Source organism: Pseudomonas sp. JC1203 (assembly GCF_056175065.1).
Window position 1 is genome coordinate 275,470 of the sequence record NZ_JBWCAM010000005.1, and the last position, 13,246, is coordinate 288,715.

A 13,246-nucleotide genomic window follows, 5' to 3' on the forward strand; every position below is an offset into this window, starting at 1 on the left:
AAGGCCGGCTCCTACCATGAACGGTGTAGGAGCCGACTTTAGTCGCGATGCAGACGACGCCAATTCAAGACAGTTGCTGCTACAAACACACCTCCCGTAGCAGCTGCCGCAGGCTGCGTCCGGCTCCTACCACGTACGGCATAGGAGCCGACTTTAGTCGCGATGCAGACGACGCCGTTTCAAGACAGTTGCCGCTACGGGTTCGGCGTGTTGCGCCTGGCTTGCTTGCGGTAGGTGCTGGGGCTGCTGGCCAACTGCTTGCGGAAGTGGTGGCGCAAGGTGGCGGCGGTGCCGAAGCCGCACTGTTCGGCAATCAGCGGCATGGGCAGGGTGCTGGTTTCCAGCAGTGCCTTGGCGTGCTCCAGCCTTACGCCCAGCAGCCAGTTGGCCGGCGTGGTACCGGTGGCATCGTGAAAGCGCCGCAGGAACGTGCGGCGGCTCATGTGGGCAGCGCGCGCCATGTGCTCGATATTGATGTCACCGGCAGGGCTGGCGCGCAGCCGGTCCAGCAGCGGCGCCAGGCTAGTGGCTGGCCGTGGCGCTACCGGCTGCTCCAGGTACTGCGCCTGGCAGCCCTGCCGGTGCAGCGGGGTGACCATCCGCTGCGCCGCGCGGTTGGCCACTTCCGGGCCGAAGTCGCGACGGATCAGGTGCAAGCAGGCATCGAGCCCGGACGCAGCCCCCGCCGACGTCAGAATATTACCCTCGTCCACGTACAGCACCGACGGCTCCACCAGCACGTCCGGGTAAGCCTTGGCCAGCGCCTCGTTATGGTGCCAGTGGGTGGTGGCGCGCTTGCCTGCCAGCAGGCCGGTGGCCGCCAGCACAAAGGTGCCGGCGCAGATGGTGATGATGCGGCAGCCCCGTTGGCTGGCCCGCGCCAGCGCCTCCAGCAGGTGGGGGCAGACATGCTCGGCCAGGTCGCGCCAGCCGGGAATGACAATGGTGCCGGCCTGCTCCAGCAGCTCCAGGCCGCCCTCGACGCTGATCTGCACGCCGCCGAAGGCCCGCAGCGGGCCGGGCTCGGCGGCGGCCACGCGCAGGTCATACAGCGGCATTTTCAGCAGCGGGTCGTCGCGCCCGAACGCCTCGATGGCGGTGCCGAATTCGAACGTGCACAGCTGGTCGTACGCCAGCACGACGAGGCAGCGGTTGAAGGGTTGTGGGCTGGGACGGTGTTTTGGCATGAAGTTGACGATATCTGGCCTGCGCGCCGATTTCCACAAAACCTTGGGGCCCTGATCATCGCCGCACTCGTTCAGCCTATGGAAAGCTACTGCATGAAGGATTCGACAAAGGCGCTGGCGGCCGTGTGCCTGGCGGCCATGATGTTTGGCCTGGAGATCTCCAGTATCCCGGTGATCCTGCCCACCCTTGAAAACCTGCTCGACGCCCGCTTCAGTGACCTGCAATGGATCATGAACGCCTACACGCTGGCCTGCACCACCGTGCTGATGGCGGTGGGTGCGCTGGTGGATCGCTATGGGCGCAAAACCCTGTTTATCCTCAGCGTCGCCCTGTTCGGGCTGGCCTCGCTGGCCTGCGGCCTGGCCGGCAGCGCTACGCAGTTGATCACTGCGCGGGCAGTGCAGGGCGCCAGCGGTGGTGCCATGCTGGTCTGCCAGATCGCCATTTTGTCGGGCCAATTCACCCAGGCGCGCGCACGCGGCAAGGCGTTTGCCCTGTGGGGCGTGGTGTTCGGCGCAGGCCTGGGGCTGGGGCCGATCATCGGCACCGGCATCGTCGCGCTGGCCAGTTGGCAGTGGGTGTTTCTGGTTCACGTGCCGCTGGCCGCAGCCGCCTGCGCCTTGGCCGGGGCAGGGGTGCAAGCGTGCCGGGCGGTGCCGGGCGGCAAGCTGGACAGCCTGGGCATCGTGCTGCTGGCGTCAGCGGTGTTCGGTTTTACCTACGTCATCATCCAGGGCCCGCAACCCGAGATGTCGCGTGTGACGGCCGGGGTGATCCTGCTGTTGAGCCTGCTGGCGTTCGCGGCTTTCGTGGTGTGGCAGCAGCTCCACCGCCAGCCGATGATGGATTTCGCGGTGTTCCGCATACGCGGTTTCTCGGGGGCGTTGCTGGGCTCGGCCGGCATGAACTTCAGCTTCTGGCCGCTGATGATCTACCTGCCGCTCTACGCCCAGGGCGGCATGGGGTTGGGGCAGGGCGGGGCGGGCTTGCTGGTGTTGGCGTACACCCTGCCGACACTGTTCGTGCCACCGCTGGCTGAACGCCTGGCGCTGAAGCTGCACCCGGGGGTGATGATCCCTTCCGGGTTGCTGGTGATCGGCGCAGGCCTGCTGGTGATGTGCGCGGCCATCGGCCATGCCGCATGGCTGGTACCCGGCATGACCGCGGGTTGCCTGCTGGCCGGCACCGGGCTGGGCCTGACCAACACCCCGGCCACCAACACCAGCACCGGCGCCGTGCCTGCGGCGCAGGCGGGCATGGCCTCGGCCATGGACATGAGCGCGCGCATGACCTCGCTGGCCATCAACATCGCGGTGATGGGCTGGGTTCTGCTGCAAGGCATCAGCGCGGGCCTGCGCCAGGCACTGCCTGCCGTGGGTGACGCGGCGACCCTGCAGGCCGCGGCCCAGGCGGTGGCTGCCGGCAGGCAGGCGGTACCGGCGGCCGCCTACCAGGCCGCCCTCGACCTCGGCTTCAGCTGGGTGCTGCTGTACGGCGCCGCCAGCGTCGGCGTGGCCGCCGCCGCCAGCGCGTTGATCTTCCGCCCATGGGCCAGGTTGGCACTAGACTATTGAACGGGGCGGCGCATCTCGCGCCGCCACTGCCTGGGAGCCATGTGATGAACGTGCAACCCTATATATTCCTGCCGGGCACGTGCCAGCAGGCGATCGACTTCTACTGCGCCGTGCTCGGTGCCACGCTGCAGTTCAAGATGACCTTCGGCGAAGCGCCGCAGGACTCCACCAGCGCCGACTGCCCCGCTGCGCCGCCGGATGGCATCATGCACGCCAACCTGTTGGTGGGCAGCACGCAGTTGATGATGAGCGACGACCCCACCCCCGAGCAAAAGCCCCACGCCGGCTACGCCCTGTCCATCGCCACCGATGACCTGGGCCAGGGCAAGGCCTGGTTCGATGGCCTGAGCGCGGGCGGCACCGTGCGCATGCCATGGGGCGAAACCTTCTGGGCGCAGGGGTTCGGCATGCTCACCGACAAGTTCGGTGTGCCATGGATGGTCAACGTCGAAAAACCCGCCCCGTAGCAGCTGCCGCAGGCTGCGTCCTCACCCACGCGGTTCACCTCAAACCAAGGGATGGCCTTGAGCAATCATCATACGATCGCATATGATAACCATTACCATATGCGGATCTGCTCAATGTCATCCACTGACCGCCTCCCGCCCCTCGACATCCAGGCGCTGTACACCGACCACCACGGCTGGCTGCATGGCTGGCTGCGGCGCAAACTGGGCTGTGGCAGCAGCGCTGCCGACCTGGCCCACGATACCTTCCTGCGGCTGTTGGCCAAGCCTGACCCCATCGAGGTTCGCGAGTCGCGGGCCTTGCTGGTGACGGTGGCGCGCAGCGTGCTGAGCAATCACTTCCGCCGCCAGAAGCTGGAGCGCGCCTACCTGGAAGTGCTGGCCAGCTTGCCCGAGCAGGTGATGCCGTCCCTTGAAGACCAGGCCATTCTGCTGGAAACCCTATTGGAGCTGGACCGCCTGCTTGATGGCCTGGCGCCGGAAGTGCGCCAGGCGTTCCTCTGGTCGCAGCTCGATGGCTTGAGCCACGCCGATATCGCCGCCAGGCTGGGCGTTTCGGTCACCACGGTGAAGCGCTACATCGTCAAGGCGGGCGTGCAATGCTTCTTTGCGGCGTGAGCGGGGGGCGGTCATGAGCATTGTCGCGCCGCACATCGCCGAGCGCGCCGTGGAGTGGATGGTGGAACTGCAGAGCCCGCCCGTGCCGCCGGCAACGCTGGCCAGTTGGCAGCAATGGCGCGCTGAACACCCCGACCACGAGCGCGCCTGGCAGCGGATAGAGGCCTTCGGCGTGCGTTTCGCTGCGGTGGCCGACCATGCCCACATTGCCCAACCCACACTGGCCGCCATGGCGCGTGCAGGCACGCTGGAGCGCCGCCAGGCCCTCAAGGCGCTGGCGCTGCTGGTAAGCCTGGGTGCCGGCGTGTGGGCGGGCCGTGACACGGCGGCGTGGCAGAACCTCAGCGCCGATTACCACAGCGCGGTGGGCGAGCAGCGCCGCGTGACCCTGGCCGACGGCACCCGCGTGCTGTTGAACACTGACTCTGCCATCGATGTGCGGTTCGACAGCGGCGCCAGGCTGCTGCGCCTGTTGCGCGGCGAAGTGCAGATCCACACCGGCGTCGACCCGCAGGCCCGGCCCTTCTGGGCGCAGACCGAACAAGGCCGCATCCACACCCTCGACAGCCGTTTCCTGTTGCGCCAGGCGGCAGGCACCAGCCGCGTGGCTGTCAGTGCCGGGCAGGTCAGCGTGCACGCCGGTACCAACCCGGCGCTGACGCTGCAGGCTGGGCAGCAGGTGCTGTTCACCGCACAGACGCTGGGCCCGGTGCGCGCGGTTACCGAGGCTGAAGGGGCCTGGACCGATGGCATCATCATTGCCAACGATCAGCGCCTGGCGGACTTCCTGGCGGAACTGGGGCGCTACCGCCCGGGGCACCTGGGCTGTTCCAGCGCGGTCGCCGACATCCGCGTGGCGGGCACCTACCCGCTGGCCGATACCGACAAAATCCTGCAAACCCTGGGCGCCACGCTGAACCTGCAGGTGCGCCGCTTCACGCCGTATTGGGTCAGCCTGGAAGCGACAACACGGCGAGTCTGAATTTTTTTCACAAAAAATGCCGGGAGGGTGGTCCGTTCAGCGTTCTCGCGAGACATGGAAATAAACAACCCGTTTCCTTCGCCTTTCTCGTGGAGCACGACATGAGCCACCCCCTGCGCCTTCGCTCGTTGACCCTGGCCATGGTCTGCAGCCTGGCCCCCGGTGTTTTCACCGGCGCCTTGCTGCTGGCACCGGCCCTGGCCAGCGCCGCCGATGGCAGCCAGCATTTCGACGTTGCCGCCGGCGCGTTGAAAGACGCCCTGAACCAGTTCGGCCACCAGGCCAACCTGCTGCTGTCCTACCCCGCGCAGCAGGCCGCCGGCCGCCAAAGCCCGGGGTTGCACGGTGACTACAGCGTGGAGCAGGGGTTGGCGTTGCTGCTCTCGGGCTCGGGGCTGCAAGCGGTGCGGCTGAGCAACGGCAGCTACACCCTGCAGGACGCCCCCGAAGGCTCACTGACCCTGCCCACCTCGACCATCAACGGCGCGGCCGAGCAAAGCGTCACTGCGCCCATCGAGGGCATCGTCGCCACGCGCTCCAGCGTCGGCACCAAGACCAACACCGCCATCAACGAAGTGCCGCAGTCTATCTCGGTGGTCACCCGCGATGAAATGGACAAGCGCGGCGTGCAGGACTTCAACTCGGCCATCGCCTACACGCCCGGCATCCGCGCCATCGACTACGTGGGCGGGCAGGGCGCGCCGGATATCTACATGCGTGGCTTCCGCTCGTTCAACCTGTTCGGCATTTACAAGGACGGCCTGCGCACCGGCTTCAACCAGTACGACACCGACTTCGAAACCTTCGGCCTGGAGCGCATCGACGTGATCAAGGGCCCGGCCTCGGTGCTGTACGGCCAGATGGCCCCCGGTGGCATGGTCAACCTGACCAGCAAGCGCCCCACCGACGAGCCCATTCACGAGGTGCAAATACAGGGCGGCAGCTACGACCGCAAGCAGGGCGCCGTCGACCTGGGCGGCCGCCTGGATGACGAGGGCAAGCTGAGCTACCGGTTCGTCGCCCTCAAGCGCGACAGCGGCACCCAGGTCGACCACTCGCCGGACAACCGCACCTACGTGGCCCCCTCGCTCACCTGGAAGCCGGACGATGACACCACCTTCACCGTGCTCGCCAGCTACATGAAGACCCGCGAAGGCGGCGCCGAGCAGAGCTTCCCGGTCAACGGTACTCTGCACAACACTGCGCTGGGCCATGTGCCTTCGAGTACCTACCTGGGCGACCCCCACGTCAGCAAATACGAGGTTGAAAACACCTCCGTCGGTTACCTGTTCGAGCGCCGGCTGGGCGAGAACTGGACCTTCAACCAGAACTTCCGCTACATGGAAGCCAACGTCGACTACATCAGCAACGGCGCGCGCAACAGCGCCCAGCTGGGCAGCGACGGCCGCACCTACACCTTCGGCTACCAGAAGCGCCCGAAGAAGACCGACACCTTCCTGCTCGACAACAACCTGCAAGGCCACTTCAGCACCGGCCCTGTCAGCCATGACGTGATGGTGGGCATCGATTACGGGCACTACGCGGGCCGTGAGTCGCGCACCGGCTCCAACAACCAGACGGTGGATATCTACGACCCGGTGTACAACGCCAACGTGGTGTGGAACAGCGCCAAATCCACCGACGGCAAAAGCGTGATCGTGCAGAAAGGCCTGTACGTGCAGGACCAGCTGGCCCTGGACAACTGGCGCCTGACGGTAGGCGGGCGCAATGACTGGCTGTCCGACCGCGAGTACGACTACCTGGCGAACGCCCACACCACGCAATACGACCACAAGTTCACCGGCCGCGTGGGCCTGGCGTATCTGTTCGACAACGGCATCACGCCCTACGCCAGCTACGCCACCTCGTTCCAGCCCACCTCCGGCACCGCCCAGGACGGCAGCACCTTCAAACCCACCGAGGGTGAGCAATATGAACTGGGCATCAAGTACGCACCGCCCGGCAGCAACAGTTCCATTACCGCATCGGTGTACGACCTGACCCAGAAAAACGTCACCACCACCGACCCCACCAACGCCAGCTACCAGGTGCAGACCGGCGAACAGCGCTCCCGCGGGCTGGAGCTTGAGGGCAAGGCGGAACTGGCCAAGGGCCTGGACCTGATTGCGGCCTACGCCTACACCGACGCCGAGGTGACCAAGGCCAACACCGTGGGCACCGGCACCACCGCCTACAGCCTCAAGGGCAACGTGCCTATTGCCGTGGCCAGGAACACCGCCTCGCTGTGGCTGGACTACACCCTGCAGTCAGGGCCGCTGGAAGGCCTGGGCCTGGGGGCCGGCCAGCGTTACGTGGGTTCCTCCTACAATGCCAAGAACACCGTCAAGGTGCCCGGCTACAGCCTCACCGACGCCTCCGTGCGTTATGACCTGGGCCACCTGAGCCAGGACCTGAAGGGGCTGGCGGTGGATGTGTCGGTGAACAACCTGTTCGACAAGACCTACTTCACCCCCGGCTTCTACGAGGACAGCGTGTTCTACGGCACCCGCCGCAACGTGATCGGTAGCCTGACCTACAAATGGTGACGTGAGCGCGTACGCCCCTGGCATACCGCGGCGCAGCGGGACGCGGCCTGCGGCGGATGGCCGCCCCGCCGCTGCTACGGGTGCGGTGGTGGCGCTTGCTGTAGCCGCTTCCGCCAGGCTGCGGCTACACCGAATCCGTGTAGCAGCAACTGTCTTGTGGGAGCTGGCGTGCCAGCGAGCTCTTAATGGCCCCAACAGCTCGCTGGCAAGCCAGCTCCCACAGGACGTAGCAGCAACTGTTTTGAAACGGCGTCGTCTGCATCGCGACTAAAGTCGGCTCCTACGCCGTACGTGGTAGGAGCCGGCCTTGGCCGCGATGCAGGCGCCGCGGTCCATGGGGTATCCGAATTCGCGTAGCAGCTGCCGAAGGCTGCGTCCGGCTACGGCGCGGTCTGCCAGCCAATTATGGGAGGCGTACACCGTTCAGATACGCCCGCCCATTGGGTATTCCACCGCCAGCCGCACCTGGTCGCCGTCCAGCTCGGCCTGGGCGGTGTTGCCGCGGTGCAGGTTGTGCTGCAACGACAGCCGCAGGCCCTTCGCCGCGCCGGCCTGCACCACGTAGCGCAGCTCCAGGTCGCGTTCCCAGTGCCGGCCCCCTTCGCCATAGCCCAGGTAGGCGTAGCCGCCCTGCGGGTCGACATGGCTGTCGTCGATATGGCCGCCACGGATGTAGGCAGCGGCAAGCGTCAACCCCGGCATCAGCGTCAGGTCATAGCGCGCCTGCCAGGAGCGCTCGTTAGGGGCGTTGAAGTCGGACATCTGCACCGCGTTGGTCAGGTAGATCGCGCCACGGGTGACGTAGTCGAACGGCGTGTCGCCATCCACCTGCTGGTAACCCAGGCTGACACTGTGCGGGCCATGGGCCAGGGTCGACTGCAAACTCCAGGTGGTGTTGTCGATGCGCCCCGACAATGCCTGGCCGGCGTCGGTGGTGCGGTACAGGTTGAGGTTCCACGCCAGGCTGCTGTTGTCATCGATGGCCTGGGTGAAGGTGCCGCCCAGGTAATGCTGGTGCCAGGTGTCCTGGTAGCGCGAGGTGTACAGGCTGGCGCTGAACGTATCGCTGGGGGTGACCACCACGCCTGCCAGGTCGAAGGTGTCGCCCTGCACGCCGTTGGAGTAGTTCACCACGAAACCCTGGTCGTGGCTGCTGGCGTTGCGATCGGTGCTTGCCGTGAAGTGGCCGGCCACCAGCTTCACGCGCTCTATGTCGTTGCTGGTGACGAACAGGCCGGTGGCGGTCTCGGGCAGCAGGCGGCTGTCGGACGAGCTGAACACCGGGGTCTTGACCCGTTGTTCGCCGTACGCCAGCACCGTGGCCGCCACGCGCAGCTTCAGCGCCGCGCCGCCGCGGCTGAACTCGGCCTTGGGATGGCCGTCGTTGTCCAGGCCCAGCAACCGCGCCTTGCCGGCACGGCCGCCGCCGCTGTCCAGCTGGCGCGCGTAGTACAGGTGGGCGTCCATGCCCACGCCGACCAGCCCTTGGGTAAAACCGGACTGGAAGCTGCCCATCAGCCCGTAGCCCCATTCCTGCGCGTAACCGTTGCGCTCGGCGCGGGGTTTGTAGGCATTGCGCGCGCCGCTATTGCTGGCGCCGTTGCGGTATTCGCGGCTGTCGTGGACGCTGCGGTTGAGCACGCTCCAGCGGCTGTCTTCGATGAAACCAGTGGCCTGGGGCAAGGTGGTATCGGCGCAGGCGAAGGGGCTGCCTATGGCCACCAGCAGGGCAGCGGGCTTGGGTAAAACACTCATGGCGAATTCTTTTCGTGGGGTGGCAGGGTCAGAAATACTTCAGCCAGGCAATGTCCCGGCGCCGTGCCTTGAGCCCGGCGAACCAGCGCACTGGCAGGTACAGCGCCGCCGCCAGCAGGGCCGCCGCCAACCACACCGCCTGCACATGCTCGAAGCCGAAATAGCTGCCCTGGTTCAGGCCCAGCACTGCCACGCAGGCCACGTACAGCAGCTTCAGCACATACAGGTGCAGCAGGTAGAAGAACATCGGCGCCGCGCCCATCACCGCCAGCATGGCCAGCCACCGACGCGGCCGGGCCCGTTCGAAGGCCAGCAGCACCAGTAGGCCGATGCCCAGGGTCAATGCCAGGAACAGCAGTGACGGCGGGTACTTGGTGATGTTGAAGAAACTCATCACGGTCAGCAGGGGGCTGTCCACCGCCACCCAATGCGCTTCACCGTAGCCATTGGCCAGGCGCAAAGCGACAAAGCCCAGCAGCGCCCCGGCGCCGGCCAGCAGCAACTTGCGCTGGCGCACGGCCGCCGGGGTGACGGTGCTGAACCACGGGCCCAGGCAGTAGCCGATGGCAATGACGCCGATCCACGGCAGCACCGGGTAGGAGGTGCGCAGCCGCAGGCTGTCCGACACCTGCAGCCAGCCACGGTCGTGCAGGATAGCCCACGGTATATGCAGCACATCGCCCTGGGCAAAGTGCAGGCTGTCGAGCAGGTTGTGCCCGGCCACTATCGCCAGCCCCAGGCCCAGCACCACTGCCCGCGGCAGCCACACCAGCAGCGCCAGGCAGAGCATGCTCACGCCGATGGCCCAGATCACCTGCAGGTAGATCACGCTGGGCGGCAGCTGGAAGGTCCAGGCGAAATTCACCAGCGTGAACTCAAGCAGCACCAGGAACAGCCCGCGCTTGAACAGGAAGGCGGAGGTGGCGCGCGTGCCTTGGTGCTTTTCGCCGTACAGGTAAGCCGAAAGCCCGGTCAGCAGCACGAACACCGGCGCGCACAGGTGGGCGAGGGTGCGGCTGAAGAACAGTGCCGGCTCGGTGGCGTCGACGTTCATCGGGTCGGCAACCTGGCGGTGCAGGAAGAACGTTTCACGCACGTGGTCAAGCAGCATGAACAGCATCACCAGGCCGCGCAGGGCGTCGATGGAAGCGAGGCGTTGCTGCAGGCGTGGGGCAGGAGGGGAGTCGGTCATGGTAGTCGCAAGCTAAAGAAGTGATGGTGCAATGTTATCCTGTAACATTTATGAATGGAAGTTGTTCTCGTTTGTCATGTTGGCCTCACCGTTTCATCCCAGCCAATCCAGGGTCATCAACAGCCGGCCTTGATTGTCCGGCACCGGCGGCGAGCGGTGAATGATGCCGCGCCCTTCGTTGCCATCCCAGCGCTCACCCTTGAACAAGGCGACGCTGCCTGCCTGCAACTGCCGCGGCGGGCTGCCGGGTTCGGCGCCAGGGTCACCCAGGTGTTCGCGCGCCATGGCGCCTTCCTCCAGCCACTGGCTGCCCACGCCTGCGTAGGTGGTGATCAACCGCAGCGCTACCCAATCCACGTGGTAGCGCGGGCACATGGCCTTGTGCAAGGTGCGCAGGCGCAGGCCCACGCGTTTCGCGCCGGTCAGGCAGGCAAACGCGTGGGCCAGCCAGGCCACGTCGGCGACGAAGCCGGCGTGGCCTTCTATGTCGCGCAGCTCGCTGGCAAGGTCGGTCAGTTTCGGCGGCTGGTCCTCGTCCACCGTCAGCACCTGGGAGGCGGCGAATGGCAGCCCGGTGGCGATGACACTTTCGGCGAAGGTGGCGATGTGCACGGGCAGTTGGCGTTCCCAGATGGCCAGGTTGACGTCGTCTTGCAGCACTTGGGGCAGAACGGACAGCTCGGGGCTGTTGAGTTGTCGAGGCATGTTGAAAACCTTATCAAAGGTTATAACGTTGCAGAATGATTGGGCAGCTTTCACTGCCCAACCCTGGCTATCAGAAGGTGGTGCGCAGCCCCACTTCAAGGCTGCGGCCAGGCGCGGGCGCAATGTCGCGCAGGATAGAGCTGGCGTAGCGCACCGTCTGGTTGGTGAGGTTTTCACCCTTCACGAACGCCAGCCATTGGCTGCGGCCGATGTCGAAGTGGTAGCCGGCGCTGGCGCCCAGGGTGGTGTAGCCGTCGGTGCTGGTCTCGTTGGCGGGCACGCGGTGCTGGGCGCTGGCGTGCTGGATGTCCACGCGTGCCTGCCAGCGGTCCTTCTCCCACAGCAGGCCGCTGTTCAGGCGCAGCGGGGCGATGCGCGGCAGGGCCTCGCCGGTGTCCAGGTTGGTGGCGCGGGTGTAGTCGCCCGACAGCTCCAGCGCCCACTTGCCATAGGCGTTTTCACCCAGCGCCCAGTGGTCCTGCGCCTCGACGCCGGCAAAGCGTGCGCGCACGCCCGAGTAGGTGTATTCGGGAATGCCGCTGGCGTCTTCCTGGCCCTCGTCGTTGAGGGTGCGGCCGGTGCCCAGCAGGCCGATGTAGTTGGAGAAGTGGCTGTAGAACACGCCGACGCTACCCTTGTGCACGCCGTTGTCGAAGCGCAGCGCCAGGTCGCTGGACAGCGCCTTTTCCTTGGACAGGTTGGCGTCGCCCACCTCATAGGTGCCGGTGGCCACGTGCGCGCCGTTGGCGTACAGCTCGTAGAACGTGGGCGCGCGCTCGGTGTAGGCCAGGGTCGCGGCCAACGACCAGATCGGCGTGAGGCTGTACACCGCGCCCGAAGAAAGGCTGCCGGCGGTGAAGTCGCTGCTGTGGTCGGCGGCCTCGAAGCGTTCGTTGCCCTGGGCGTCGGGGGACACGCGGGTGTGCTCCAGGCGGCCGCCCAGGTTCAGCTTGAGGCGGTCGGTGGCCTGCCAGTCTTCAAGGATGAACAGCGCAGTGGCGTCGGTGTCGGTCTGCGGCACGAAGGCTTCTTCGCCCAGCGCCTGGAATTCGCTGCGGTTGACCTGCGCGCCGACCACGCCTTCCAGCGGGCCGATGGGCTGGTGACGGGCTTCGATGCGCGCCTCATACCCCTTGTTCTTGAAGGTGGTGCCTACCTCGCCATCCTCGATTTCGCTGTGCTTGTAGTCGGTGTAGCCGGCGTTGACCTTCACCGAGGTGAACGGCCCGTCCAGGTCGCGCACTTCGGAGGCAAAGCCGTAGTGCTCCTGCTGCATGCGGATGCGCACGTCTTCCTCGGCCGGCGAGCCGTAGTTGCTGTCGTAGTTGCTGTACGACACGCCCGCATAGCCATGGTCCCAGGTGTAGGAACCGCCGATGGCGCCGCTGTCCTGGCGGCCATCGCTGTTGGCCAGGTGGTGCTTGCCGCCGTTGTCGTCGGCGCCTTCGCTGGCGCGCTGGCTGGCGCTGTGGGCGTAGCCGGGAATGCTCAGGTCGTTGAAGCTGCGCGCGCTAGCGTCCAGATGCAGGGCGAAAGTGCCGTCGCCCACTTCCAGTTTGCCGGCGCTGCTGCGGGTGGTGTCGGCACCGCCGTAGCGCAGCTCGCCCGCACCGTGGATGCCTTCGATGGCCTCGGTGGGAATGCGGTTGTCGAAGGTATTGACCACGCCGCCGATGGCGCTGCCGCCATACAGCAGCGCGGCCGGGCCGCGGATGATTTCCACGCGGTCGACGTTGATCGGGTCCAGGGGCACGGCGTGGTCATAGGACAGCGACGAGGCGTCCAGCGCGCCCACGCCGTTCTGCAGCAGGCGAATGCGGTCGCCGTCCTGGCCGCGAATGATCGGCCGGCTGGCGCCAGGGCCAAAGTACGACGAGGACACGCCCGGTTGGCCATTGAGGGTTTCGCCCAGGCTGCCTTTTTGCGCCAGGGTCAGCGTGTCGCCCTCAAGCACCGTGCTGGGGGCGGCCAGTTGCGTGCTGCCCAGCGGGTTGGCGGTGATGACCTGCGATTGCAGCTCGATGGCCTTGACGGGGGAGGCGATAAGCAGGGCGGCGGCGAGTGGGGTGAGGCGCAGGCGGGTGGCGGTGAAGCGTGGGGAACGGTGCATCGACAGGAGCTCTGAGTGAATAGTGTCACAATGTTATATCATAACATTTTGTTCGTTCTAAGCATTTCCTTGAACGGTTGCCGCGCCCACGGCAAAGCCGCTGCCAGGG

Annotated in this window: 10 protein-coding genes; 5 read left to right on the forward strand and 5 right to left on the reverse strand. The window is 66.3% G+C overall.

From position 1 onward, the window contains the following. Window positions 1-194: 194 nt before the first annotated feature. Complete coding sequence (gene ftrA / locus AC0SZ7_RS10495; RefSeq protein WP_475504337.1) at window positions 195-1,187, reverse strand: transcriptional regulator FtrA; 993 nt, start codon at window positions 1,185-1,187, stop codon at window positions 195-197. Between the two features lie 93 nt (window positions 1,188-1,280). Here ftrA and AC0SZ7_RS10500 point away from each other — a divergent pair, with 93 nt between their 5' ends. The 5 genes from AC0SZ7_RS10500 (at window position 1,281) to AC0SZ7_RS10520 (ending at window position 7,375) form a co-directional block, all read left to right on the forward strand. Continuing rightward, window positions 1,281-2,762 carry an MFS transporter gene (locus AC0SZ7_RS10500; protein WP_475504338.1) on the forward strand — a complete coding sequence of 494 codons (1,482 nt, stop codon included), beginning with the start codon at window positions 1,281-1,283 and terminating at the stop codon, window positions 2,760-2,762. A gap of 44 nt (window positions 2,763-2,806) precedes the next feature. After that, on the forward strand, window positions 2,807-3,229 hold the full coding sequence (yjdN, locus tag AC0SZ7_RS10505; RefSeq protein WP_475504339.1) for a VOC family metalloprotein YjdN: 423 nt from the start codon (window positions 2,807-2,809) through the stop codon (window positions 3,227-3,229). 114 nt (window positions 3,230-3,343) lie between these two features. Continuing rightward, window positions 3,344-3,847 carry a sigma-70 family RNA polymerase sigma factor gene (locus tag AC0SZ7_RS10510; protein ID WP_475504340.1) on the forward strand — a complete coding sequence of 168 codons (504 nt, stop codon included), beginning with the start codon at window positions 3,344-3,346 and terminating at the stop codon, window positions 3,845-3,847. A gap of 13 nt (window positions 3,848-3,860) precedes the next feature. After that, on the forward strand, window positions 3,861-4,829 hold the full coding sequence (locus AC0SZ7_RS10515; RefSeq protein ID WP_475504341.1) for a FecR domain-containing protein: 969 nt from the start codon (window positions 3,861-3,863) through the stop codon (window positions 4,827-4,829). 101 nt (window positions 4,830-4,930) lie between these two features. Further along, window positions 4,931-7,375, forward strand: coding sequence for a TonB-dependent siderophore receptor (locus AC0SZ7_RS10520; RefSeq protein WP_475504342.1), 2,445 nt, complete (start codon window positions 4,931-4,933; stop codon window positions 7,373-7,375). 423 nt (window positions 7,376-7,798) lie between these two features. Here the strand turns inward: AC0SZ7_RS10520 and AC0SZ7_RS10525 are convergent, their stop codons facing one another. The 4 genes from AC0SZ7_RS10525 to AC0SZ7_RS10540 all read right to left on the reverse strand — a co-directional run bounded on the left by AC0SZ7_RS10525 (window position 7,799) and on the right by AC0SZ7_RS10540 (window position 13,137). Next, on the reverse strand, window positions 7,799-9,130 hold the full coding sequence (locus AC0SZ7_RS10525; RefSeq protein WP_475504343.1) for an OprD family porin: 1,332 nt from the start codon (window positions 9,128-9,130) through the stop codon (window positions 7,799-7,801). Between the two features lie 28 nt (window positions 9,131-9,158). Continuing rightward, a complete protein-coding gene (locus AC0SZ7_RS10530; RefSeq protein ID WP_475504344.1) occupies window positions 9,159-10,322 on the reverse strand; it encodes an acetyltransferase domain-containing protein in 1,164 nt (387 codons plus the stop codon). 93 nt (window positions 10,323-10,415) lie between these two features. After that, window positions 10,416-11,027 carry a DUF1826 domain-containing protein gene (locus tag AC0SZ7_RS10535; RefSeq protein WP_475504345.1) on the reverse strand — a complete coding sequence of 204 codons (612 nt, stop codon included), beginning with the start codon at window positions 11,025-11,027 and terminating at the stop codon, window positions 10,416-10,418. A gap of 70 nt (window positions 11,028-11,097) precedes the next feature. Then, complete coding sequence (locus AC0SZ7_RS10540) at window positions 11,098-13,137, reverse strand: TonB-dependent receptor (protein WP_475504346.1); 2,040 nt, start codon at window positions 13,135-13,137, stop codon at window positions 11,098-11,100. Window positions 13,138-13,246: the final 109 nt, after the last annotated feature.